The sequence below is a fragment of the Spongiibacter pelagi genome (assembly GCF_014705705.1).
GTDB lineage: Bacteria > Pseudomonadota > Gammaproteobacteria > Pseudomonadales > Spongiibacteraceae > Spongiibacter > Spongiibacter pelagi.
Genome location: NZ_JACXLD010000005.1, coordinates 104,531 through 129,872 on the forward strand (window position 1 = coordinate 104,531; position 25,342 = coordinate 129,872).

22 protein-coding genes are annotated in these 25,342 nt (G+C 50.6%); 11 read left to right on the top strand and 11 right to left on the bottom strand.

The annotated features are described in order from the left end of the window. Positions 1 to 4 precede the first annotated feature (4 nt). The 10 genes from IB286_RS10255 to IB286_RS10300 all read left to right on the top strand — a co-directional run bounded on the left by IB286_RS10255 (position 5) and on the right by IB286_RS10300 (position 10,932). Entirely contained in the window at positions 5 to 895 is an 891-nt protein-coding gene (locus tag IB286_RS10255) for a decaprenyl-phosphate phosphoribosyltransferase (protein ID WP_190765185.1), read from the top strand. Further along, complete coding sequence (locus IB286_RS10260; protein WP_223826300.1) at positions 871 to 1,842, top strand: lysylphosphatidylglycerol synthase transmembrane domain-containing protein; 972 nt, start codon at positions 871 to 873, stop codon at positions 1,840 to 1,842. Before IB286_RS10255 ends, IB286_RS10260 begins: the two co-directional genes overlap by 25 nt. Beyond that, positions 1,839 to 3,158, top strand: coding sequence for an FAD-binding oxidoreductase (locus IB286_RS10265; protein WP_223826301.1), 1,320 nt, complete (start codon positions 1,839 to 1,841; stop codon positions 3,156 to 3,158). The genes IB286_RS10260 and IB286_RS10265 overlap by 4 nt, the downstream gene beginning before the upstream one ends. After that, the gene (locus IB286_RS10270; protein ID WP_190765187.1) at positions 3,155 to 3,907 is read left to right on the top strand and encodes an SDR family oxidoreductase; all 753 of its coding nucleotides are present in this window, start codon (positions 3,155 to 3,157) and stop codon (positions 3,905 to 3,907) included. The genes IB286_RS10265 and IB286_RS10270 overlap by 4 nt, the downstream gene beginning before the upstream one ends. An 18-nt stretch (positions 3,908 to 3,925) precedes the next feature. Further along, positions 3,926 to 4,564: an HAD family hydrolase gene (locus tag IB286_RS10275; protein ID WP_190765189.1), complete on the top strand. Its 639-nt coding sequence runs from the start codon at positions 3,926 to 3,928 to the stop codon at positions 4,562 to 4,564. Positions 4,565 to 4,691: 127 nt separating this feature from the next. Then, the gene (gene gmd / locus IB286_RS10280) at positions 4,692 to 5,813 is read left to right on the top strand and encodes a GDP-mannose 4,6-dehydratase (protein WP_190765191.1); all 1,122 of its coding nucleotides are present in this window, start codon (positions 4,692 to 4,694) and stop codon (positions 5,811 to 5,813) included. 2 nt (positions 5,814 to 5,815) lie between these two features. Next, positions 5,816 to 6,781 carry a GDP-L-fucose synthase gene (gene fcl, locus IB286_RS10285; protein ID WP_190765193.1) on the top strand — a complete coding sequence of 322 codons (966 nt, stop codon included), beginning with the start codon at positions 5,816 to 5,818 and terminating at the stop codon, positions 6,779 to 6,781. Between the two features lie 96 nt (positions 6,782 to 6,877). After that, entirely contained in the window at positions 6,878 to 8,380 is a 1,503-nt protein-coding gene (locus tag IB286_RS10290; protein ID WP_190765195.1) for a SulP family inorganic anion transporter, read from the top strand. Beyond that, entirely contained in the window at positions 8,380 to 9,234 is an 855-nt protein-coding gene (locus IB286_RS10295) for a universal stress protein (RefSeq protein ID WP_190765197.1), read from the top strand. The genes IB286_RS10290 and IB286_RS10295 overlap by 1 nt, the downstream gene beginning before the upstream one ends. A gap of 246 nt (positions 9,235 to 9,480) precedes the next feature. Then, on the top strand, positions 9,481 to 10,932 hold the full coding sequence (locus IB286_RS10300) for a coniferyl aldehyde dehydrogenase (RefSeq protein WP_190765199.1): 1,452 nt from the start codon (positions 9,481 to 9,483) through the stop codon (positions 10,930 to 10,932). 86 nt (positions 10,933 to 11,018) lie between these two features. On the opposite strand, the gene IB286_RS10305 is transcribed toward IB286_RS10300, so the two are convergent. From IB286_RS10305 to IB286_RS10325, 5 genes are all read right to left on the bottom strand, one after another. Continuing rightward, positions 11,019 to 13,397: a TonB-dependent receptor gene (locus IB286_RS10305; RefSeq protein WP_190765201.1), complete on the bottom strand. Its 2,379-nt coding sequence runs from the start codon at positions 13,395 to 13,397 to the stop codon at positions 11,019 to 11,021. A gap of 71 nt (positions 13,398 to 13,468) precedes the next feature. Then, positions 13,469 to 14,266, bottom strand: a complete 798-nt coding sequence (locus tag IB286_RS10310) for an SDR family NAD(P)-dependent oxidoreductase (RefSeq protein ID WP_190765203.1) — start codon at positions 14,264 to 14,266, stop codon at positions 13,469 to 13,471. After that, positions 14,263 to 15,204, bottom strand: a complete 942-nt coding sequence (locus IB286_RS10315) for an SDR family oxidoreductase (protein ID WP_190765205.1) — start codon at positions 15,202 to 15,204, stop codon at positions 14,263 to 14,265. The genes IB286_RS10310 and IB286_RS10315 overlap by 4 nt, the downstream gene beginning before the upstream one ends. Beyond that, on the bottom strand, positions 15,186 to 16,097 hold the full coding sequence (locus IB286_RS10320; RefSeq protein ID WP_190765207.1) for a bile acid:sodium symporter family protein: 912 nt from the start codon (positions 16,095 to 16,097) through the stop codon (positions 15,186 to 15,188). The genes IB286_RS10315 and IB286_RS10320 overlap by 19 nt, the downstream gene beginning before the upstream one ends. Then, positions 16,097 to 17,383, bottom strand: a complete 1,287-nt coding sequence (locus tag IB286_RS10325) for a flavin-containing monooxygenase (protein WP_190765209.1) — start codon at positions 17,381 to 17,383, stop codon at positions 16,097 to 16,099. Before IB286_RS10325 ends, IB286_RS10320 begins: the two co-directional genes overlap by 1 nt. 101 nt (positions 17,384 to 17,484) lie before the next feature. Here IB286_RS10325 and IB286_RS10330 point away from each other — a divergent pair, with 101 nt between their 5' ends. Continuing rightward, positions 17,485 to 18,459, top strand: a complete 975-nt coding sequence (locus IB286_RS10330; protein ID WP_190765211.1) for an AraC family transcriptional regulator — start codon at positions 17,485 to 17,487, stop codon at positions 18,457 to 18,459. A 5-nt stretch (positions 18,460 to 18,464) separates the two neighbouring features. On the opposite strand, the gene IB286_RS10335 is transcribed toward IB286_RS10330, so the two are convergent. From IB286_RS10335 to IB286_RS10360, 6 genes are all read right to left on the bottom strand, one after another. Then, positions 18,465 to 18,881, bottom strand: coding sequence for a rhodanese-like domain-containing protein (locus IB286_RS10335; RefSeq protein ID WP_190765213.1), 417 nt, complete (start codon positions 18,879 to 18,881; stop codon positions 18,465 to 18,467). A 91-nt stretch (positions 18,882 to 18,972) separates the two neighbouring features. After that, a complete protein-coding gene (locus IB286_RS10340) occupies positions 18,973 to 20,457 on the bottom strand; it encodes a hypothetical protein (RefSeq protein ID WP_190765215.1) in 1,485 nt (494 codons plus the stop codon). Next, entirely contained in the window at positions 20,458 to 20,826 is a 369-nt protein-coding gene (locus IB286_RS10345; protein WP_190765217.1) for a cupredoxin domain-containing protein, read from the bottom strand. Next, positions 20,823 to 23,030 carry a peptidase M19 gene (locus IB286_RS10350; protein WP_190765219.1) on the bottom strand — a complete coding sequence of 736 codons (2,208 nt, stop codon included), beginning with the start codon at positions 23,028 to 23,030 and terminating at the stop codon, positions 20,823 to 20,825. The genes IB286_RS10345 and IB286_RS10350 overlap by 4 nt, the downstream gene beginning before the upstream one ends. A gap of 214 nt (positions 23,031 to 23,244) precedes the next feature. Continuing rightward, on the bottom strand, positions 23,245 to 23,862 hold the full coding sequence (locus tag IB286_RS10355) for a TetR family transcriptional regulator (protein WP_190765221.1): 618 nt from the start codon (positions 23,860 to 23,862) through the stop codon (positions 23,245 to 23,247). Beyond that, a complete protein-coding gene (locus IB286_RS10360) occupies positions 23,852 to 25,249 on the bottom strand; it encodes a cytochrome P450 (protein WP_190765223.1) in 1,398 nt (465 codons plus the stop codon). Before IB286_RS10360 ends, IB286_RS10355 begins: the two co-directional genes overlap by 11 nt. Positions 25,250 to 25,342: the final 93 nt, after the last annotated feature.

Below are 25,342 nucleotides of genomic sequence, written 5' to 3' on the forward strand. Positions count from 1 at the left end.
TGGAATGAAAAACCTAGTCAGGTTGATGCGTCCACATCAATACATTAAAAATGGTTTTGTGCTAATTGGACCACTATTTTCACCGCAATGGGACGCGGCAAGCTGGGGTGAGGCTGCGTTCGTGTTCCTTGCATTTTGTGCTATGGCTAGCGCAGTTTATGTACTCAATGATTTGGTGGACATTGAGGCTGATCGCCAACACCCGAGTAAGCGCAGTAGGCCGCTGCCGAGTGGCGCTATTAGTATTTTTGAGGCGCGATTACTCCTTTTTGTGCTGGTTGCCATTTCTATCGTGCTGTCTTTGGTCGTAAACATATGGATATTACTTTTTTCCAGTAGCTATTTTGTCCTCAATGTTTTTTATTCATGGCGCCTAAAGCATGTTGTGATCCTTGATGTTTTTGTTATTTCCGCTGGTTTTATGTTGCGCATTTTGGCGGGTACAGTAGGCCTAGATATCATGCCTTCGTCATGGCTTTTGTTGTGTGGCTTTATGTTGACCCTGTTTTTGGGCTTCTCTAAGCGTCGCGCGGAACTACTTCTAGTGCATAACCTGAGTAGCCTCAATAGTGATCAAAGAGCGGAAAAGGCACTAACTCGTAAGGTGTTGGATGACTACAGCCCAATAATGCTTGAGCAGTTTATTGGTGTAACCGCTGGTTGTACGATCCTCAGCTATGGTCTTTATACCGTTTCGCCTCAGACCGTTGCGCTGCATGGTACTGGGAACCTGGTCTATACCTTGCCCTTTGTTGCCTACGGTATATTTCGATATTTGTTCCTGTTGCATCAAAAGGCTCGTGGTTCCGATACTGCGAAAGACCTGTTATCTGACAAACATCTCTTATTGACTTGCGCCGCTTGGTTGGTATGTACAGTTATGGTTTTGTCATGAGCTCACTAGGTATTGATGGCTGGCGTTTTAAGGCGATTATTGTTTCTGTGATTGTCGCTACTGTCGCCTATTTGGCATTTTCACTTTGGGGGGGCTGGCAAGATGTTGTAAATGCCCTAGTACGGATCGGAGTGCAAGGTACCCTATTGGCGCTTGCGCTTTCGTTGTTCAATTACGGCCTCCGTTTTTTTCGCTGGCAACTGTACTTGGGGCATTTAGGCCACAGGGTTCCCGTACTTCCCAGCCTACGCATTTACTTAGCCGGTTTCGCCTTGACAACTACGCCAGGAAAGGCGGGTGAAGTATTTCGTGGCGTGTTGCTAAAAAGTCGCGGGGTGCCGCTTCCAACTACCTTTGCTGCTTTCATAAGCGAGCGCCTATCTGATCTAGTAGCCATCACTTTGCTTGCTTTAGTGGGTTTAAGTCTATACCCAAAAGCGCAGCCTATTGTCGTGGCCGGAGGTGTTTTTGTCGTGCTGGTTCTTATAGCAATATCGAGCCAGCGACTGATTGATTGCCTGCAAGCTTACTCTCAAGATAATGGCAGTCGTTTACTAAAAGCACTGGGGTATCTAGCCCATTTGCTGCACGACACCCGCCGCTGCCACACTCCGATCATGTTGCTTGGCAATACTATGCTTAGCTTACTGGCTTGGGGGGCAGAGGCCTTGGCGTTCTTTCTGGTGCTTGATTGGTTGGGTACGGATATTGATTTGGTTTTTGCTGTCTTTGTCTATGCTCTGTCTATGCTTGCCGGTGCCCTTAGTTTTATGCCTGGTGGTCTTGGTGGCGCTGAGGTGGTGATGGTTTCACTGTTGGTTCTTAAAGATATGCCGACCCCCGAGGCAGTTGCCGCTACGGTATTTATTCGTTTGGCGACGCTTTGGTTTGCGGTAATTATAGGTATTATTGCGCTTTACAATAGCCGGCATGGAGAAGAGGCTTGAGTAGGGCGCCAGTATCTTGGAACCGCATTCCGCGGTTGAAACCTAAGGAAGTAATCGCATTGCGGTTGGCGCAGTTTCCATCCCGAAATGGTCCTTTTACCGTTTACGGAAATGGTCGTAGCTATGGGGATGTTTGTTTAACAGGTGATGCAACCTTACTAAAAACCCGTCATCTCGATCGTTTTATCGCTTTTGACCCCGATACTGGTGTATTGGAATGCCAGGCCGGAGTCACCTTACAGGAAGTCCTCGATCTCACAGTTAGTCAGGGTTGGTTTCTAGCCGTAACTCCGGGAACGCGCTTTGCGACTGTGGGAGGTGCCATCGCCAATGATGTTCATGGTAAGAATCACCACTCTGCGGGTAGTTTCGGCCATCACGTGATTAGCTTGGAGTTAGTTCGTTCGGACGGCGAGATATTGACTTGTTCCTTAGAGGAGAACCCTTTGTGGTTTCAAGCCACCCTCGGAGGCCTTGGTCTGACAGGATTAATTGCTAGTGTGCGATTGCAGTTACTGGCTATTGAATCACCATGGATGAGAGTCGTCTCTCAGCGTTTTGCTAACCTGAGTGAGTTTTGGGAGTTGAACAAATCCATGGAGGCCAATTGGCCTTATACCGTAGCATGGGTTGATTGTCTGGCCAAAGGTGCCAACTTGGGTCGTGGTGTTTATTACGCTGCAAAGCATCTTGATGCCCATTCCTTTCAAAGCAGCGAATCACTGACCCCTAAACCCCTTTCTCGGGAAAAGACGCTGACCTTTCCGCTAGATTCACCTATATCTTTGGTTAATAACCTGAGTCTACGTGCTTTTAATTCGCTCTATTTTCGGAAGCCTGTGGAGCCCCTCGGTGGTTTTGCTCACTATGTGCCCTATTTTTATCCGCTAGACGCCATCAGACATTGGAATCGAATCTATGGGCGCAAGGGGTTTTACCAGTATCAGTGTGTGTTGCCACCTCAAACCTCAGTAGATGGTATCAATGCAATGCTTCAAGCCATTTCTAAGAGTGGTCAAGGATCGTTCTTGGCTGTGCTGAAAACGTTTGGTGAACGGCCTGCCGCCGGTATGCTTTCTTTCCCTCGCCCTGGAGCTACCCTTGCGTTGGATTTTCCTAATAGGGAGGGGCATACCCAGTCATTGTTTGAAACATTGGACAGCATTGTTCATGAGGCGGGTGGGGCTCTCTATCCAGCCAAGGATGCTCGAATGCCGGCTGAGTTGTTTCGACAGGCCTTTCCTGCCTGGGAGCAATTTGCTCACTATATTGATCCACAACTGACCTCCAATTTTTGGAAGCGTATTACCACATGAATGTATTAAACAAAGTCATGATCATCGGTGTGACCTCCAGTATTGCTGAGCATACAGCGCGACAGCTTGTCGGCAAAGGCGCGTCATTGTATTGCGTGGCTCGCAATGCAGAAAAACTGGATTCTATTGTTAAAGACCTTAATGTGCGTGCGCCGAACAGCAACATAATCGGTGCTGTTATGGATATTCGTGACAGTCAGGGTCATATGAAATTACTGGATGACGCCATTAACGCGCTAGGAGGGCTAGACGCCATTCTTGTGGCGCATGGTACTTTGCCAATTCAAAAGGACTGTGAATCCAGTTGGGAAACCACGCTGGTAGAAATCGATACCAATGCTCTTAGTGTGCTCAGTCTGTTGACCTTGGTGGGTAACTATTTTGAGCAGCAGAGGCGTGGCGTAATTGCCGTGATAAGCTCAGTGGCTGGTGATCGTGGTCGACAGAGCAATTATGTGTATGGTGCGGCCAAGGGAATGGTCAGCTTGTTCATGCAAGGTCTTCGTAATCGCTTGTTTAAAAGTGGTGTCAGTGTCGTCAATATTAAACCCGGCTTTGTGGACACGCCGATGACCGTCGGTTTTGAAAAAACGGGGCCGCTATGGGCGCAGCCAGATTCGGTTGCTAGCGGTATTGTGAAGGCCATGGAAAAGGGGAAGGGTGATGTGTACCTTCCTTGGTTTTGGGCTGTGGTTATGTTCGTTATTCGCCATATCCCAGACGCTATTTTTAAAAGACTTTCACTTTGAGTACTTTGAGGCAGTTCTGTGCTAAAAGATGAACGTACCGTTGCCCTATTCGACTTTGATGGCACTCTGACTTCCCGTGACTCGCTGATGCCGTTCCTGCAATTTGTGGTGGGTAAGCCTCGGTTTCTTTGGGGACTTGTGTTGATGAGCCCTATTTTAGTTGGCTACTTTGCTGGTGTTATTCGAAATGATGTCGCCAAGGCTCGAGTGTTGAAGTATTTTCTTGAGGGCCGCACGCAAAAATCTCTGTTTATGTTAGGAGAAATTTTTGCTCGGGAAACAGTGCCCGAATTGTTACGAGCTGAGGGTATGAGCAAGTTGCGTTGGCATCAGGAGCAGGGCCACACCTGTATTCTTGTTAGTGCGTCACTGGACTTATGGTTGCTGCCCTGGTCTAAATTTGCGGGATTTGATCGGCTCATCTGCTCAGAATTGGAAGTGGTTGATGGAAAAGTAACGGGGAGGCTTAGTGGTAATAATTGCTTTGGTGCCCAGAAAGTAGAGCGCTTGCGTAAAGAGTTTTCGCAGCTTCAGCATGCGAGTAAAGTATATGCATATGGTGATTCACAAGGTGATATGCCTATGTTGAGGTTAGCCGATGAGGGGTTTCAATGGCGCAGCGGTAGCTTTCATCCAATCTCCAAATTTAAGCAGTAATAAGTTATAGCCCCATTGATGGTAAGTTTAGGCAAGGCATAGATTAAATTTTACGAATTGCTGTCGCCGTAAATGGGGGGATTGAACTTCCAAACAAATCTTCACGTTTAAGAGAAAGGATTACTACGTGTCAAAAGTTGCATTAATTACCGGTATTACGGGTCAAGACGGTTCTTATTTAGCAGAGTTTCTTCTAGAAAAAGGTTACGAAGTCCACGGCACCAAACGCAGAGCCTCTTCATTTAATACCGAGCGTATTGATCACATCTACCAAGACCGCCATTCAGATAATCCCAATCTTTTCCTGCACTACAGTGATTTAAGCGACACCTCTAACCTCACTCGAATTATCCAAGAAGTCCAGCCAGACGAAATCTATAACCTTGGCGCCATGAGCCATGTGGCCGTTTCTTTCGAGCAACCTGAATATGCAGCAGATGTGGATGGCATTGGCACCTTGCGTATTCTTGAAGCCATTCGCCTATTAGGCTTAACCGAGAAAACCCGTTTCTACCAAGCGTCGACCTCTGAGCTTTATGGTCTGGTTCAAGAAATCCCACAAAAAGAAACCACCCCGTTTTACCCGCGCTCACCCTATGCAGTAGCCAAACTCTACGCCTACTGGATCACCGTAAACTACCGTGAAGCCTACGGCATGTATGCCTGTAACGGCATCCTGTTCAACCACGAATCTCCCCGCCGTGGCGAAACCTTCGTTACCCGTAAAATAACCCGTGCACTGGCTAATATTGCCCAAGGCTTAGAGAACTGCCTCTACCTCGGCAATATGGATGCACTGCGTGACTGGGGCCATGCCAAAGACTATGTGCGTATGCAATGGATGATGCTGCAACAAGAACAAGCAGAAGACTTTGTTATTGCCACAGGCAAACAGATCTCGGTACGTGAATTTGTACGCATGAGTGCCGCAGAGCTGGGTATTGAATTGGAATTCTCTGGAGAGGGCATCAACGAAGTAGGGCGTGTGAGCGCGGTTTCCGGTGACAAAGCCCCTTCCGTAAAAGTGGGCGATGAAATTGTTAAGGTCGACAAGCGCTACTTCCGCCCCGCCGAAGTAGAAACTCTGCTGGGTGATCCATCAAAAGCCAAAGCCAAACTGGGTTGGGTGCCAGAAATTACCGTAGAGCAGATGTGCTCAGAGATGGTGATGGAAGACCTGGATAAAGCCAAACGCCATGCACTGCTCAAAGGTCATGGCTTTGACATTAGCGTACCCCGCGAGAATTAATCATGAGCAAACAACGCATCTATATTGCTGGCCACCGTGGCATGGTGGGCTCAGCCTTGGTTCGTTTGCTGGAAAAAGATCCCAATAACGAAATCATCACTAGAACCCACGCTGAGCTGGATCTCATTAACCAGCAAGCCGTAAATACCTTCTTTGCAGAAAATAAGATCGATCAGGTCTATCTCGCTGCCGCCAAAGTAGGGGGCATTCATGCCAATAACACCTATCCAGCGGAGTTCATCTATGAAAACCTGATGATTGAAAACAATATCATCCATGCCGCATACAGCAATGGCGTAAAAAAACTCTTATTCCTTGGCTCATCATGTATCTACCCACGAAATGTAGAACAGCCAATGAAAGAAGAAGCGCTGCTTACCGCAACGCTCGAGCCTACGAATGAACCCTATGCAATAGCCAAGATCGCAGGCATAAAACTCTGTGAATCCTATAACCGCCAATATGGTGTGGATTACCGCTCGGTTATGCCAACTAATCTCTATGGGCCAAACGATAACTTTCACCCTGAAAACAGCCATGTTATCCCCGCCATGATGCGCCGCTTCCATGAAGCCAAAATCAATGGTGATAAAGAAGTGGTGGTGTGGGGTACAGGTAAACCCATGCGTGAGTTTTTACATGTAGATGATATGGCGGCAGCCAGTGTGCATGTAATGAACCTGCCTTTAGAAACCTACCAAGCCAATACACAACCAATGCTTTCACATGTGAATGTGGGAACAGGGGTGGATTGCACCATTAGAGAATTGGCTGAGACGATGAAAGAGGTGGTGGGTTTTGAGGGAGAGCTAGTATTTGATGAAACTAAGCCTGATGGCACGCCAAGAAAGTTGATGGATGTTTCGCGGCTAAATGAAATGGGCTGGATTGCGAGTGTCAGTCTAGTAGAGGGTTTATCAGATACCTACACGTGGTATTTAACAAGCAAGTGTGAAATTAGATATTAGGCGAGTCCGCATCATCCCTTCGTTATCAGCATGACCCCGTAAAGGGTATAATGGCGGACTTGTTTCATTCCGCTATCCCCGCGTTTTTAAAATACTATGTTATTACTCTCCAAAAAAGAAGACTGGTTCGGCAATGTCCGAGCCGACATCCTCGCTGGTCTCGTTGTTGCTCTCGCCCTAATCCCTGAAGCGATCGCGTTTTCGATCATTGCGGGGGTTGATCCCAAAGTTGGGCTGTACGCCTCGTTCTGTATTGCGGTCACCATTGCAATTGTGGGTGGTCGTCCCGGTATGATTTCTGCTGCCACCGGTGCGATGGCGCTGTTAATGGTGAATTTGGTTAAGGATCACGGTTTGCAGTATCTGCTTGCCGCGAGTTTGCTCTGCGGTGTGCTGCAAATTCTGGCGGGCTATTTCAGGCTCGGTCAGTTGATGAGTTTTGTGGCGCGTTCGGTGGTGACTGGCTTTGTGAATGCGCTGGCGATTCTGATTTTTATGGCGCAGTTGCCGGAGCTGACCAATGTCACTTGGCCGGTATATGCCATGACCGCTGCGGGTTTGGGCATTATTTATTTGTTTCCGCTGTTGCCCAAGGTGGGCAAGGTAATTCCCTCGCCGTTGGTGTGCATTCTGGTGATGACGGCAGTCGCGTTGGCGCTTGGTTTGGATATTCGCACGGTTGGCGATATGGGTGAGTTGCCAGATACGCTGCCGGTATTTCTGTTCCCGGATATTCCGCTCAATCTTGAAACGCTGAAGATTATCTTCCCTTATTCTGCTGCTATGGCGGTGGTGGGGCTGTTGGAATCATTGATGACGGCCACGATTGTGGATGATTTGACCGACACTGACAGCGATAAGAATCGCGAGTGCAAAGGTCAGGGTATCGCCAATATTGTGTCTGGCATGATGGGCGGCATGGCGGGCTGCGCGATGATTGGCCAGTCGGTAATTAATGTGAAGTCCGGCGGTCGTGGACGCTTGTCGACCTTGTTCGCCGGTTCAATGCTGTTGTTGATGGTGGTGTTTCTCAGCGACTGGGTCGCGGTCATTCCCATGGCGGCTTTGGTGGCGGTAATGATTATGGTGTCTATCGGCACTTTTGATTGGTCGTCGATTACCAACATGCGCAGCAAGCCGCTGTCGGCCAATATCATCATGCTGTCTACGGTGATTGTGGTGGTATGGACGCACAACCTCGCCTTTGGTGTCTTGGTCGGGGTGTTGTTTGCGGCGCTGTTTTTTGCCAATAAGGTCAGCCACTTTATGTATGTCAGCTCGTCGCAGACGGGCAGCGTGGAAACCGGCATCGAGCGCATTTATACGGTTGTGGGGCAGGTGTTTTTTAATTCGGCGGATCGCTTTGTTGCCAGCTTTGATTTTAAAGAAGCCGTTGATAAGGTGCAGATTGATGTTAGCCGTGCCCATTTTTGGGATATTTCTGCGGTCGCCGCGCTTGATAAAGTGGTGATTAAATTTCGTCGTGAAGGTGCAGACGTTGAGTTGATCGGGCTTAATGAAGCCAGTGAAACGATTATCGACCGTTTCGGTATTCACGATAAACCCGAAGAAATCGATAAGGTATTGGGGGCTCACTAATGCCACATAATGATAAGAATATTGTGCTGGCCGGTATTGATGGCAGCGCGCTCACAAAATCAGTTTGTGATTACGCGGCTTGGGTCGCAAAGGCGACGGGTGCACCGCTGCGCTTGTTGCACAATTTGGAGCAGCGCCATAATGCGGCGGTTTCAGATTTAAGTGGCAGTATCGGCCTTGGCTCGCAGGGCGAGTTACTAGAAGAGCTGACGCGGGTTGAGCAGGAGCGTACCCGGCTGTTGCTAGAAAAAGGCAAGCTGATGCTGGCCGCCGCACATGATCATGCCAATGCGGCCGGTGTTGACGATGTTGAAAGCTGGCAGCGTCACGGTAGCTTGCAAGCGTCGCTGGTCGATCTTGAAGCGCAAATCCGAGTGTTGGTGTTAGGCGTGCATGGTGAAGATCACGCTCAAGGGCAGCTTGGCTCCCATCTCGAGTCGGTTATCCGTGCTTTGCACCGTCCGGTGCTGGTGGTCAATCACGAATTTTCTGGGCCGAAGAATATTTTGCTGGCCTACGATGGCACCGATGCGGCGAATAAAGCGCTGGAGATGGTCGCCGCGAGTCCTCTTTTCAAATCGCTGTTCTGCCATTTGGTGATGGTGGGAAGTGCTGATAAACGCGCAGTATTAGAATCTGCCGCCGCGAAATTACATGCCGTGGGTATCGCTCATAAAACGGCCTTATTGGATGGGCGGCCGGAAGAGGTTTTGTGTGAGTATCAGCAGCAAAACAGTATTGATTTGACGGTAATGGGCGCATTTAGCCATCACCGCATCCGAGATATGTTGTTCGGCAGCTTTACCGCAAAAATGCTGCAAAAAGCAGATCATCCCTTGCTGCTGTTGCGCTAAGTCGTATCAGGCGCCACCTTTTCTCTCTTGTTTGGTCGCCTTGGGCGGCCAACATGCTGATTATTAATCAACATTGCCATAACTTTAGGAAGGCTGAAATCTGGGCCAACTTGGAGTAGTATTTTCTCCCTAAATTTGTGTTCGGCGTAAACAACCCTCGTTAGCCTCTTTCGTTAAAAACTAGGGTCGCACGCTGGATTATCTTTCATCCAAAAAACTGGCTGAGCCAGTTGACGGAGGTGAACCATGCAAGTTGTACAAACCGCCGATTTTGGCCAGCAAACCAATGCCATTGCCGAAACACTGAAAGCCGCTTTTGAACACCAGCGCAAAGCCTATCTTGCGCAGCCTTATCCCTCTCTGGATCAGCGCAAGCAAGACTTAAAAGCCCTGAAAAACCTGCTGATGGAAAACCGCGAAGCGATTATTGAAGCGATCAATAAGGATTACGGCAATCGCTGTCGTCAGGAGTCTTTGTTTGCCGAAGTGATTTCTACCGCAGGCGGTATTGATGATCTGCTGAAACACACCAAAAAGTGGATGAAGCCGCAAAAGCGCCACGTTGATCAAACTATGTTCCCCGGTGGTAAGAGCCGCGTTGTGCCTCAGCCGCTGGGTGTGGTGGGGCTGATTATTCCTTGGAATTTCCCAATCAATCTGTGCTTTAGCCAGTTGGCGACCGCCTTTGCTACCGGCAACCGCGCCATGGTTAAGATGTCGGAAAATTCGATCAATCTGACGCGTTTGTTGATTGAGCTTTCACCCCGATATTTCTCTGAAGACAAGTTGGCGTTCTTTGAAGAGACCGGCGGTGTCGGCATTGAATTTTCACAAATTCCTTTCGACCTGATCGTATTCACCGGCTCGGGTCAAACCGGTAAAGCGGTTATGGCTTCTGCCGCCAAGAACCTGACTCCAGTTATTTTGGAATTAGGCGGTAAAGCGCCTGCGGTGATTGCGCCAGACTTCTCCATTGAGAAAGCCGTTGATCGCATTATGTTCATCAAGCAGTTCAACGCGGGCCAAATCTGCACCAATGTGGATTACGTGTTTGTGCCTGAGGACAAGAAAGAGGCCTTTGTTGCGGCGGCAAAAGCGTGGACTGCCAAGCACTGCCCAGACATTAACAGCCCTGATTACACCTCCGTGATTGATGACCGCTCCTTTAAGCGTTTGCAAGACACTATCGATGATGCGACCAGCAAGGGTGCGACGGTTATCAATCTGAACGGTCAAGAAGGCAACCAAGCGGCGCGTAAAATGCCCTTGCATTTGATTCTGGATACCACCGCCGATATGACCATTCGCAATCGCGAAACCTTCGGTCCGCTGCTGATGGTGTTGACCTACAACAATGAAAACGAAGTAGTGGACTACATCAATAGCCACGACCGTCCACTGGCGCTGTATCCCTTCAGTAACAAGAAAGCGCTGCAGGATATGTATATTGAGCGTGTGATGTCTGGTGGTGTAACGGTGAATGATGCGCTGTACCACGTGGGCCAGCACGATATTCCTTTTGGCGGTGTGGGTCCTAGCGGTATGGGTCACTACCACGGTAAAGAAGGCTTTATGAGCTTCTCTAAACTGCGTCCCATCTACTACCAGCCACGCTGGTCGCCAATGGAAATGCTGCGTCCGCCTTATACCAACTTTGCGAAGAAGACATATGAGTTCTTAGTGAAAATGAACGGCTAAGCGTTTAGTTGTTTCTGGTTTTATGGAAGGGGCCGCATTGCGGCCCTTTTTGGTTTTTGGGATTACAGTTTCAGGAAATTACAAACTCACCAGCTAAAATTTAGGCTCGCGTAGACTTGTCTGCCCGGATTTTGGCTGGGGTTATAAGTGCCGGGGAACATAGCGGTATCTATCACCTGATTCAAAGTGCGCTCATCCGTCAGGTTTTTACCGCCAATCGCCAGTGACCAACCTTGCAAAGCATGACCAAGGGATAGATTTGCCCCCAGTGTAGTGGTGGCTGGAATCCGGGTATTGGGATCGAGGTCGGTATCGGTGTAGTGCTCACCGCGATGCTGAATGGTCAGGCTGGTTTTCAGTTCAAAGTTACCTAGCTGATATTCCAGAGAAGGGATTAGCGTGACAGATAACTCCGGCGCAAAGGCCAAGGTTTCGCCACTTAAATCCTGTAGTGCGCCAATACCTTCAGAAATCGGTGCGGGCGCTGATTGATAATCTTTATAGCGTGCTCGCAAATACCCCAGCGAGGCATCAATGCTGAGTGGCTCATAGGGCGTTAACCACTGAATATCGGCTTCCAAACCTTCTGAATAAGCAGCGGCGGCATTGGTTACATCGAAGAACAAACCGTTAAAGGCCAGTACCTGCAAGTCATCAAAATCCATGCGGTATAGGGTGGCATTCAATTTCAGGGTGTTGTCGAGTAATTGGCTACGAAAGCCCAGCTCAATAGACTGCGCTTGTTCAGGCTCGTATTCCAGCTGTTCGCCAGTAAAAGAAATGGCATTCACGCCGCCGCTTTTAAATCCCATCGCGGTCGAGGCATACACATTCACCGACTCGTTAATGTAATAGGCCAGCGAGACCTTGGGAGACAGTTTACGCTCGGTGCGCTCAATGGTGCCGGGGGCGTAATCATTCGCGCCGATAACGGTTGGAGTCAGGCAGGGTAATAGCGCTTTATTGGTGCAAACCGAGGTGCCGGTGGGGGTGGAGAGTTTGGTTTCTTCGTTATAGCGCAGCCCGGGTGTGAGTACCCACTGCTCGTTTATATTCCATGAAACTTGGCCAAATAGCGCGGTGGCTTCTGTGTCTTGAACATAATCAAAGCGGTAGTAATCGGTTTCATTAATCACGTCGGTAAGCGGAGGAATCAGGCCGCCCAAGGTGCCGCCGAGTGGATTGCCGGGTACATTACTTTCGCCGCTAAGCATTTGCTGAGCATCTTTGGTGACCACATAAGATGCAATATCTTGTCCCAGAATGACGTCCGCAATAATGTGAAAATCGGACTGAAAGTAGTAAAGCCCAGTAATAAATTCCACATCACTGCCGAGGCCAAACAGGCTTGCTGCGCGTCCGTTAAAGCGCCATTCGAAACTGGTTTGTTGGTATTCGTCGACTTCATCAAGAATCAACAGATCGGCTGGGGATACATCGAGATCCTGATTCTGTTCCACATCCAGCCATGATGCGCCGGCGATCAGCGTGGTCTCCAGCGAGTCGAGTCCGCCGACTTCGCCAAAGTCATATTGGGTTTTTAGGCTAAGGGTTTCAGTGCCCTGAAACATTGTGCCGGGGTGGTTGAAACTGGTTTGAAAATTAAAGGGATCATCTTCAATTTGAGGATCGAAGTTTTCCAGGTATTCCCGGGTATCACTATCTAACTTCATTAACTGCCGAGGCCAGAAATTAACATTCATCTCTGACTTGTCGGCAATTAATTCAGCGCTGAGTGCGTCGCTGGGCTGCCATTGTAGTTTGATGCGGAAGGCGGTTTGGTCGCGGTCATCTTCCTTGCGTTCCAACAAGGTGTTTTCAATGCGCCCATCGCGCTGCCAGTCCATGACCGATAGACGAAACCCCAACTCGGGGCTGAGGCGATAACCCACGCCAGCTTCCAGCCGGGTTTCACCATAGTTTTCTGATTTTAAACTGAGCTTGCCTTCCAAGCCTTCTTCCGCTGGTGCGCGGCGGCTGGCGACATTAAATACCCCGGCGATGGTGTTTTTGCCAAATAGTGTGCCCTGTGGGCCGCGCAAGACTTCTACTCGGTCTAGGTCATACATCGAGCTGGTGAAGTAACCGGCGCGGCCAAAAAAGATTTCATCGCTGACTAAGCCGACCGCGGGCTCAAAACTGGGATTAAAGCTATTGGTGCCAAAGCCGCGAATAAATACCTGCGGTGAGGAGGGGCTGGTAAATTCAACGCGAACATTGGGTACATAAGTTGAAACCTCAACCAGGTCGCCAATATTGTTTTCCTGCATAAAATCGCCGCCCAAGGCGCTGATTGAGATAGGCACATCTTGCAGGGATTGTTGGGTTTTTTGGGCGGTAACGACAACCTCTTCAATCACCCGGCCCTGACGTTGCTGAGCCAAGGCGGCTTGGCTTGCTGCGATGGCGCAGCCAAGGCCGGCGAGTGTTATTGCTAGTCGGTGTGTTGTTGGTTTTATGGTCATCACCTGCCCTCGTTATTTTCAAATCACTTACAGCATAGCGGTGTTTATTCGTGAATGAACAAAATTATTGATTAAGTTTGTTCTAGTTCCACGGCGAATTTTCGGCGCATTAAATACTGAAAAATATCCGGTTGCAGTCGCCACAAAAGACTTGCCAGCCAGATGCCGCGATGGGGATAGAGGCGCGCTTTGCGCTTATCCAATGCGCGGATAATTTTTTCCGCCAAAGGCTCCGCCTCACTAATTCCGCCAATGGTTGAGCGTGCATGTTGGGCGGCATTGCCATCGCCGCCCAAGGCATTCTGTTCGATATTGGTATTAACAAAAGCGGGATACACCATCAAAACATGAAGGCCGTTGTCGCGCTCTTCTGCACGCAGCACTTCAAAAAACTGCCCGAGTGCAGATTTGGCGCTGCAATAGCCCGCGCGGCCTAATACCGGCATCCAACCCGCCATTGAGCCGAGATTAATAATACTGCCTCGGCTTTGGCGCAGTTTGGGCAGCAGGCCCAGTGCCAGTTCAACCGGGGCTTGCCAGTCTACGGTCATCACTTTCCGCAAGACTTCCGGCTTGGTTTGCCCGGCCAATGAGCGGTGGGTAATCCCCGCGTTATTAATTAATACGTCTACCCGGTCAAAGCTGTCGTGTATACGGCTCAAGGCTTGCGCAATACCTTCAGCGCAGCCAAGGTCGGCCACAGCGGTGGTGATGCGTTGCGATACCCCAAGCGATTGCTGGCGTTCTGCGAGCAGGGTGGCATCGCGGTCGATCAGCAGCAAGTTGTCACCACGGGCAAACAGCGCTTTTGTTAATGCCCAGCCAAGGCCGCTGGCGGCGCCAGTGATAACAATATAGCGGGCGCTCATGCAATTTGTCCTCGGGCGCGGGCGTGCTCAAGAAAATAGTCGAAGGTTTCCGCCGAGGTTTTTTGCAGTTGGTAGCCAAACTCCTCTTTTAAACGACGGTTATGTAATACCGGACGATAACGAATAAATTTCACTTGCACCGGTGAGTATCGACTTAAACCGAGGGCGTGGCCGACGCCTAAGGCGCTGCGGATCAATGCGGCGGGCAGTTTTAGTAGTGGTTTTTTAAGCCTTTGGGCAATTTCGGCAATACTTAAACAGCCATCGCCGGCCAGATTAAAAATACCTTGTTGGCCATTGCGCAGCCCTTGTTCGATAACGCCGAGTACGTCTTCATCCCAGATAAACACGAAGGGTGTGTCGGAGCCGCGAATACCGAGTACAAAGCGCTTTTCGAATAAATTGGTAATCTGGTTGCGGGTATTGGCGCCCAGTACCGTGCCGGGGCGCAGCACCAATTGCTTGAGTCCTGGGTGCTGTTGGCGGGTTTCGGCAAGCAATTGCTCGACTAAATATTTGTGATGGGAATAGGGAATCTCAAGGTTGCCGCGCAGCGCGTCTTGTTCGTCAATCCATGCGGGAGAGTCGGCATGATAGCCATAGGCTGCGCCAGAGCTGGTCACAATCAACTGCTCAACCTTGCCCTCTAAACACGCTTCAATCACATTGCGGGTGCCGTTAACGTCGATATCGTAATCGCGCTGCTCATCCTTGCTGCTTTCCAGTACCGAGGCAAGGTGAACCACGCGCTTGATATTGTTTTCTGCAACGATGGTTTTTAATTGCGGGTCGCGAATATCACAGCAATAAAATTTACCGCAGGGCTTTAACGGTTCGCGGATATCTACGCCCACAACCTCAAAGCTATTGCTAAGCCGCTCCGCAAGTTTGCTGCCGATATAACCCGCTGCGCCGGTAATCAGGATGGCTTCAGGCATGGTTCCTCCGCGGTTTTAGACCAGTACATTGCCAGCAGTAAGCCGACCATTAAATGCCAGAAACTCCAGAAACCGGCGATGAGTGTCATGCCGCCGGCTTCGGGAAAAAAGCTGAAAATAATGGACAGGCCAAGCGCCGAATTTTGTATACCGACTTCCATGGTGACGGCGCGGCGTTCGGCTTGATTGAGTTTGAGGGCGCGGCTGGTCAAATCGCCGAGTAGCAGTGCCCCAAGATTTTGCAGCGCGACATATACCATCACCTGCTTGGCATATTGCGCGATCGCCGCCTGATTATTGGAAAACGCGACCGCAACAAAAATAACAAACACCGCTAGGGTCACCACGCGCATGGGTTTTTCAGCGCGCTCAGCTAAATCTGGATGGCGGCGACCCACGGCCATGCCCAGCAACATCGGCAGAATCAACACCAGAAAAACCAGCAGCAAAATATTGCCGGGTTCAATGGCGATCTGCTGCATTAAGGGGCGGGTATAGGGATTCAGATAGGAATACAGGCTGAAATTTAGCGGCGTCATGATAATGGCCGATAAACTCGACACCGCCGTCATACTGATAGACACAGGCACCGAGGCGCGCCCCAGCCAGGTCATTACATTGGAAAATGTGCCGCCGGGGCAAGAGGCAATCAGAATCATGCCCATGGCCAATTCGGGTTCGATGGCGAATTGCCAGCAGGCTAAAGCCGTGAGTGCGGGCAGTAAAATAAACTGAGCGATCATGCCGGCAATGGGGGCGCGGGGCTGGCGAATAACCCGCAGCATATCTTCGCGCTTGAGGCCGATAGAAACCCCAAAAATCATGCCCGCGAGAATCGCGTTTAGCAGCAGCATATTGCCGGTGCTGAAATGAATGGGGATGTCGGCGTACATCAGTTGGACTTCAGTAATTTAAGATGCTTAAGAATCGCCCGGCGATAAGTTTCTTTATGAACGTAGTAGGCCATGCGTTCCAGTTTGAGGTAGGCGTAGCCGCCATCCATACGGTCGCCGCCAAAGGCGCGGATTGTCTGGGTTAGCGATTCCGCTGATTTTGCGCCTGCCTCACGCTGTTTAATATATAGCGCCACTAATTCGGCCTGCTCGTTGCGGCCTTCCCAGCCCAAGCCCGTGGCCTCGATCATGCCCATCATAAATAGCGAGTCTTGCTGGGGATGGAAGCAATTGAGGTAGAGTTGCGGCGCATCGCCCTCTGGCCAATTGAGCAATTCCCGGTCGATAAACGGATAGTCCAGCTTATAGCCAGTGGCGGATAAAATCAGATCGTAGTCGGCCTGTGCGCCATCGCTAAACGTTACGGTGTTGCCTTCGACCTTTTCAATGCCACTGCGGGCGTTAATGTCGCCATGACCTAAGTGGTGCAGGACCAGCGAGTTAATCACCGGGTGCGATTCATACATTTTGTAGTCAGGGTCGGGCAGGCCGTAATCAGAAGGTTTGCCGACCACCATACGGATCATGGCGGCATCGACTTTTTGCTTGAGCGGTCTAGGCAGCGGAGTTTTGCCGCCGAGGGTATCGGTCGGGCGGCCGCCAATAAATTTAGGCAGGAAGTAATAGCCACGTCTTACCGAGAGATCGACAGACTTGGCGCGGTGTACCGCATCGACCGCAATATCGCAGGCCGAGTTACCGCAGCCCACAACCAGTACTCGCTTGTTGGCAAATACATCCGCGCTGCAGTAATCGGCAGAGTGTAATAACTCGCCACTGAACTGGCCGGGCAGTGCTGGCATATTGGGTTTGTGCAGGGTGCCATTGGCAATCAGCACACCGTCGAATAGCTGGGTATTCGCTTCGCCGTTAGTCTCATAGCTCAGCAGCCATTTGCCGTCTTGGGGTTCTAACTTGGTAACCCGAGTGTTAAAGCGGTAATGATCATAAAGATCAAAATGCTGGACGTAGTCGCGAAAATAGCGGCGCAGCTCGCTGTGATGGGGATAGGGTGCGCCCTTGGCCATTGGGAATTCGGCGTACTCGGTCATATGACGCGAGGAGATTAAATGCGCGGATTCATACATGGTGCTGTGGGGATTGTCGATATCCCATAGGCCGCCGACATCGCTGTGCAGTTCAAAGCCGATAAAGGGAATATCATATTTCTGGAGATTGCGGGCAGCGGCCAAACCCATTGGGCCAGCACCAATCACAGCGTACATGCGAGTCGCTCCATTTTTGTTATGATTTACCACACAGAATAATGCATTCCGACACCGCTGTTATGGCTAATTCGGGACGCTCTGAATGGCGCATTAGGACAATGTCAGAAAAGACAACCGTCACCCTCTCTTATACCCAGGGAATATTTCAAGCTGCTGAGCGGCGCGGCATTGTTTTGCCGGCCTCATTGCTTAATGGCGTGAAGAATGAGTCGCGTATTCCTATGGATATTCAGGACGCTATTTGGGAGAGCTACTGCGCTTTGGCGGCGGACGAATTGGCCGGTTTGCGCCTTGGCCTTGAGCTGCAAGTGGGGCATCTTGACCTTGTCGGTATGCTGCTGATGAGTTGTGAAACCCTCGGCGAGGCGATCGAATTACTGCTCGACTACCACCCCATTGTCGGCGAGGGCGGCGATTTCTCTTTGTCTTTTGAAGGCGCGAACTGCCTGTTGGTGTATGAGCCGCGTTACGATATTCGGCGGCGCGAGCGCGTGGAAACAGTAATGGCCTGTGTATTGAATATGGCGCGCTGGGTAACTGGCGATCACTTTCAAATTCGGCGCGTGCAGTTTATTCACGACTCGGCGGGGGCGGCCGCACAATACGAGCCTCTGCTTAATGCCAGTGTGCATTTCAATGCGCCAAGCAATGCCTTGGTGTTTGATCCGGCGCTGCAAGCCATGCCACTGATTCAGGCGAATCGCGCAATGCGCGATCAGTTGCGCGTACTCGCCGATCAAATGCTGCAAGAATTGGAGCGCATTGGTTTGAGTGCCGATGTGCAAAGCCTGATTCGCTTACACCCTTCTTGGGGCAAGGAGCGCATAGCCGAGTGCTTGGGAATGAGTGGTCGTCATCTAGTGCGCAAGCTACAGGAAGAAGGCACCACTTTTAAATTGCTGCGTAGCCGTCTGCTACAAAAGCTGGCCGAAGAGCAGTTACTTGCCGGCTCGGCGGTTATTGATGTTGCCGAGGCCCTCGGCTTTTCTGATGAAAGTGCTTTTGGTAAAGCGTTTAAGCGCTGGGCGGGAATCACGCCAGCGCTATTTCGAGATAGTCAGGCCAGCCATTAGTGCCATTAGCGCTCTTCAACGGGATAGCCGGCCTGACGCAGCTCAGCATAACCGCCGGCCACCACTACGCTGATATTGCTATACCCCATGCCTTTTAAAATTTGCGCCGCGTTGCTGGCGCGACGTCCCGAGCGGCAGTAAGCCACAATAGCTTGATCCTTGTCGGGAAATACCGCGCTGACCGACTTTTCGAGTTTGTCGAGGGGGATATGTTCTGCGCCAACGAGGTGGCCGCCATCCCATTCTGCTTGGGTTCTTACATCGAGAAAACTGGCGGGATTACTGTTGTAAGCCGTGCGAGCCGAGTCTGGGGTGAGCGCGGTAAAGTCATCACCTTGGCAAGCCGTTAGTAGGACAAATACCAGCATTGCTCCAAGGCATTTGAGCAAGGAGTGCACGTGTTTGGCGAGGAGAGTCGGCATTTTGGTATGCTCCTGGGGGTATGTTCGGCTACCACTATAGAGCAGAGATGTAAAAAGGCAATGACGGCTTGGCCTAAACTTTACGCTTGTTTTATCCCTGAAGCGGCTGCGCCAAAATCCACAAGCCAGCGCCGGTGAAAAGCACCATTAGTGCCAGCATCGGCAATTGGCTGAGGCTGGCTTTGCGGTGGCTGGGGAAATAACGCAGCGCTTCAAAGTGGGCAATCCACACGCTGGCGACATGGCCAATCAAAATTAGCCAGACTTGGCTATCCCAGATAAATCCCATATCCGGCAATACGGGAATCCGACCGGTAATCGCGGTGCCAAACAGGTTCCAGCCCCAGCCAAAGGGGTCTGAAATCAGTCCACGAATTTTGACGCCTTGGCTTAGCAGCAAGGTGTAATAGTGAGTGATGTGATACACCAAGGCGATTGGCAGTAGGCTAAAGGCGAATTGATTGGCCAGTGTTAGCAAGCTGTCTTTGCTTGCGGTGATTATTTTTCCCAGCCAGAGAAAGACTAAAAATAACCCCAGATAGATAAACGGCGAAATGACAAGGGTGAGACTTTCAAAGCCGATATACCAAGGTCGCAACATGACGTATTCGTAGATCGGGTTGCGACCAAGTAAGGGCGTAAGAATATTAAAAGGGTCTTTCCAAAACAGGTTAAACCAAAGCGCGGTTTCACGCAGGCCATCGAATGCGGTGGACGACAGCATAAACAACAAAAAAACCAGCAGGCTAAAATGTTCGGGCCTTTGATTTAACAACCCGCTAAAGGGAATGCGTAGCGTTAGAGTGAGGGCAGGGTTTTGTTTGTCGATTTGTTGTTGATGCAAGGTGCAGGGCGACATCAAGGCGCTTAGGCGGAACATCACCGCGAAAAAATCACCGTAGTGAAACCAGTGTTTGCTGCCAAATAGGAAACAGCCCAGTAGTTGTATCGCAGTGAAAATTAGCAGTGACACCGAGAGCGAGAAGGGTTTGATATCGCCAAACAGTTCCAAACCGATAAAGCCCATATACAGCATCAGTGCTGGCCAATAGGCTAAGCGAGTGGGATAGGTGATACGCGCTTGCTGAAATCCGGGCAGTGAGTTGGCCAGTATTTTCCAAGGATTGAAATGCGCGTACCAATCGCCGATTAAGGCCGAGAGATACACTCCTCCGAGTGCGAATACAATCCAGAAAAACGTCATATTAAAGTTGCGGTAGGAATCGCCGCTGCCGATGAGGCCGGCGACCAAGGCGAGCAAAAAACTGCCGCAGACCAGAGTTTTAATCAGCCCAATCAGCCGAAAGCACTGAATAAATTGATACGCCCGCCGGCTAGTCCATGTTTTTTGGAAGCGCTCAGGCGGGGCGCTGCTACTGTTGATAAACAGGGCCAGCACCACAAAAGAAAGAATCAGTGCTGCCATGGCGCCATAGATATACATCCAGTAGGGCATCGGCAGTTGATAGGGTTCGCCAAAGGAGTGGGCGAGGCCACTTTCCGGCAGTAAAAGTGCGAAGCAATAAAGCAGGGTCGAAATACTGGGGAAAAAGGCTTTAACGGTGCGAGAGCTCATTTACTGATTGGCGGGAAAGACTTCGAGATACGCCAGCACAATATCACCGTTGTGCAGCTCTAGCATAAAGCGTCCAGAGTGCTCCGCTTGCAGTGCCATAATCGCCGTTTCGCCCGCAGGAATTTCTCGGTGAAGCTCATAACCGTGTAAGTGAACAGCGTTGTCACTATCACTGAAAATTCTGATTTCTACATTATCCCCTTGAGTGACGCGAATGGTATCTGGCCCGGATTTTTGGCCATTCTCCCAGCGAAGTTCGCAGCAGTTGTCGCTGCTAATTTGTGTGGTTTGGGGTTTTAAGCCTAGCCACAGCCCGCCCAGTAGGGCGACCGTGGCGATGATGAGTAGTAAACGTAAGCTGCGACTCATTGGGCATTGTCACTGCTAGGATGGTGGTAGGCACGTTCCCACATACGCACATAGCCTTCGGCGGAATTGAATAGCGCGTCGAGTCCTTCCTTGCCGCCTTCGAGTCGAACCTCTTCCACAAAGTCTGCGACCAAACCATAGTTGGCCATACCTACTTCATCGATATGCCAGAATTTGCCGCTCTCCTGAACAGTGAGTAGGCCAACGCTAACGGGAGAGAAATTGGCAAACTGCGCGCCCCATTCTTCACCTTGGAACAGGGTGAAGGGGTATTCAACGGGTTCGGAATCTCCGCCACGCGGGCCGGGGTGTCCGCCAAAACCATTGGCATCGGCACCGTAGCCAAGTCCCAATAATGTGTCAGCAACACCGGCTTTTTCGCGCCAGAATTTCAATTTTTCTAAAAACTCGGTGTGTTTAACGCCGCTGCCTTTATAGGGGTAAATGGTGCCGCCCGCTTCAAGCATGCGAACCGCCTGATCACTGGTTAGGCCGCCGTGGGCGTCGTGAGAGGACGCCATGGGATAGGAAGGTGTCAACTCTTCGGCAATATCTAACATGATGTCTTTGCTGTGATATGCCGCGTGGTCAATATCGATGACCATACCGCGTTTCATCAGTGCGCGCAGCGCGTAATCGCCCAAATCGGTGACGGTGCGTGAATTACACTGACGGCCGGGCGGATAAAGCGGCAACGTGCCGCCGGTGGTTTCCAGCAGCAATGCGGTCAGCGGGTCTTCGCCGGTGCCGGGAATTGAGGTGGTCATTTCCGCGCCGGGTAGGCGAACTACCGGTTCATCTTCGGGGTAGTCGCGGCAATCCACAGTTTCCCAGAAGCGGCCGGTATCGAGGAAGTTCAGGAAATTAATTACGTCGCCACTGAAAATGCCGGTGCCGCCCAATGAGGAGTTGATGTCGTGATAGGGGTAAACGTGGCGCACGCCTAGATCCCACAGATTTTGAATCTCTTCGTCAATTTGTGCGGTATCGCAGTTACGCTGCTCGCTGCCGTCTGGCAGGATGGTAACGCCGCAATCAAATACTTGCGCCACTTCTACGCCCAATACAACCGCCAGTTTGCCTTCGTTAATCACTTCGCGGGCTTCTTCTGGACTTTTTACAATGCGATACCAGCCCTTGCCGGGGCCACCACTTTGGGCGTCGATATAGTCCTGCACCTCATATAAGTATTGCACCTGCTTGGTGGCGATACTCATATCGTCGCAGTCGGCATCCGGGGTGAGCGAGTAGGTTTTGCCCACTTCGCACAGGGCTTTGATATTGGTGCCGTGGTTAATCATGATGCGCAAGCCGGCCAAATAAGCCCGCTCTACCCATTTGTAATACATCACTTGGTGGGTGAGGAAATTGCGCGCTGGCCAATCTACAAACGTTGGCCAACCTTGAGTGTCGTGGGTGCCGGTGGGATCGGTTTCAAGAATATTATTGGCGTCGCGAATGCCGTTGGGGCCGTGGAACGATTCACAATTTTCCAAGGCCTTGCTAACCCCAAAGCGATTAAATACTTCGCCGTACAGCACGCCGCCCGCCGAGGGGCCGACATTACCGGCGTAGGACATTTCGCTAGACATGCCCATATGGGTGTGAACATCGGCAAAGCCGATAATAGGTTGATCAACCCCATTGCCCTTAAACGTTGCGCCTGCCACATCTACTGGCATTTCCGGGAAATTGCTGCAATTGGTGGTCGATTTAAAATCAAATGGGCTGGCCGTTGAGCTGGTGATTAATGCGCCGTCTTGGCCAAGCGCCAGTTTTTCTCCAGTAGTGTCAGAGGTAATCGTGAAGGTTTTGCTGACCTCGCTGTAATCCACCGTCCAAATAGCATCATCACTGGGCTCGCTACTTTGTGTGGTCGCGCCGGGGGCGGCTGTTAAAAATACGCCATCGCGGCCGTAAAACAGATATTTGCCGAGGGTGGCGGGGCGCATATAAAAGGATTCAGCCGCGAGGGTCGTGCTGGCACCGCTGCGATAACCATTGCCATCGTCACGGCTAATAAAGGTGTCGCTGCCAGCATCTTGCAGGGCGTAGCAACCGTTGGCCATGGAGTAGCGACTGATTTCAGCCGGTGGCGTGGTATTGCCGCCGCCACTGCCGCCAGACGATGACGGTGAGGATGAACCGCCACAGGCACTCAGGACGGATGAAAGCAGAACCAGTGATATTGAAATACTACGCATAATTGACTCCTTGCGGCACCGTGGGTGCGACTTGCTGGGTACGAGGTCTTCCATGACTCGAGGTGTTCGGAGAGTGTTATTCTTATGTTGTCATTGAACACAGTCTATCGACTGTACGGAAATTGAACAATAACTGATCGCGCAAAATTGCTGTTTTGAGTAGTAGCTCCGCAGTTTCTACTGCAAAAGGCTTACTGTTATAAAGGCTAACAGCTTAATTTTTATCAACTAATTCTTGTTTTAAGGCGCTTATTAGTAGCGGCAGGCTGATGTCGATTTGGCGGGGCATCTTGTCGAATGTGGCGGCTTCTGTTTCGGTGGCGGTTGCTCGTGCTTTGCTGGTGCTTACAGGCTGATTGGCATCCAGCGCGGTTTGAATGGTCACTGCGCCAAGTACGGCATGAATCATGGCGAAATAAGCGTGCAGAGCGGTCTGCTCGGAAAAGCCCGAGCGAATCAGTTTGTCGATAAAGGTGCGGGTTACTGTTAAGCCGGTGGGGCCGACCGTGAAGCTGCCGAGCTTGCTTACCCATTTGCTGTCGCGGTACAGAGCCTCATACATTCTTTGCGCCATGGTAAGCGTCCAGTTTTCCCAGCCGAGGCGGTTGCTGGGAATGACATCAGCGCGGTAGATAAACTCATCGAGAGTGGCTGACAGCAACGCATCCTTGTTTTTAAAGTGTTTGTACAAGGCCATTTGGCTGACACCTAAGCGATCGGCCACTGCGCGCACAGAGAGTTTATCCAAGCCCTGTGCATCAACAACCTCGAGCGCGGCGTCGATATAGTCCTGTTTTTTTAGATAGGGTGATCGTGTGGCTTTACTGGTCATTACGAGCAACGCGTTTGTCGAAGCGAATAGGTAACTGGACGAGTGTGCGGGCAAACATGGATGCGATAAAGGGGCTGTCGCCGACAATCTCCAGATTTTCGGTTTTTTCTAAAAACTGCTGCAGCACAATTCGGATTTCAATTCTGGCCAGCTCCCTACCCAAACAAGCGTGAATGCCGTGACCAAAGGTGAGGTGCTTTTTGCCATTGGCGCGATTAAGGTCGATCGCATCGGGGTTTGGGAAAACACGATCGTCGCGGTTGCCCGAGGCCCACATTAAAAAGACACGGCTGCCTTTTTCGAGCGTAACGCCGTGCAATTCGGTATCTTTTTTAACCCAACGAAAATGGCCTTGAAAGGCCGACTCCATGCGAAAAACTTCTTCGATGAAGGCGGGTAATAAATCGAGGTCGGCACGAATTTGCTGCTGAATATCCGGGTTCTCAATCAGCATTTTTAAAGCATTGCCCATGGACGTTGCCGAGGAATCGCTGCCGGCAATCAGCAATTGAAAAATAGTGCTGACGGCGCGTTTATCATCAAAGTCCGTGTCGGGATCGGCTGCCGCTGCGACGAGCATACCTATAAAATTTTGCTGCGGATTTTTCTTGGCCGCATTGTATTTACGCCAGCAGTAGCGCAGAAATTTCAGGGTTTCACTGCGGTCGCGTATTAACTCGGCGGAGCTGGTAATACCGCTTTGTGAATTGATGCCGTGCACACACCACTGTTTGATTTTGGGAAAATCCGCTTCAGGCAAGCCAAGTAAACGGACGATCAGAAGCATAGGTAACTTCCAGCCAAATTCCGCCATAAATTCGACCTGGCCCCGGTCGAGAAACTCGTCCAGCATCTGGCTGCAAAGTACGTCGACTTCTTCTTCCATTTTTTTAACAAAGCGGGCGTTTAACATGCCGTGTCCGACTTTGCGCTCGCTGGTGTGGCTGGGTTGATCCGATGTGGCTAAAACATCTGCGGGGATAATGCCAAGCGCGCTAAGGGTGTCGAACTGCTTGATTTGCGCGAGTAAGTCCTGCCCTTTTTTCAGCCCGGCAATTACCCCTTGGTGAGTAGATGAATAGGTTTCTACGTCGCGACTGACGGCAACAATATCCTCATAGCGAGAAACACAGTAGATGCCGTTTTCCAGTTGATAGAGTGGGTGGCTATCGCGCAGTACTTTGTAAAAGGCGTAAGGGTTTTGAAAACACTGGTGTTCTAGGGGGCGAAAATCTTCAGGGGTAACGGGCTTGGCTATCGGAGTTGACGTCGGTTTGGAGCGGGGCCGTTTTGCCTCTTTTCTTGAAATAGCATAAGCCTGCAATCCTGAAAGCGATATCAAGGCTTCGGTTAAAATTTCTCGGCGTAATTGGAAAAGCGCGCTCATTGTGACACCCCCACTATTTTTTGAGGATGCTAAAACCAAAGGTTTACAATGTAAACCTTTGGTGGGATTGGCTGGCGAGATCTACGCCGAATT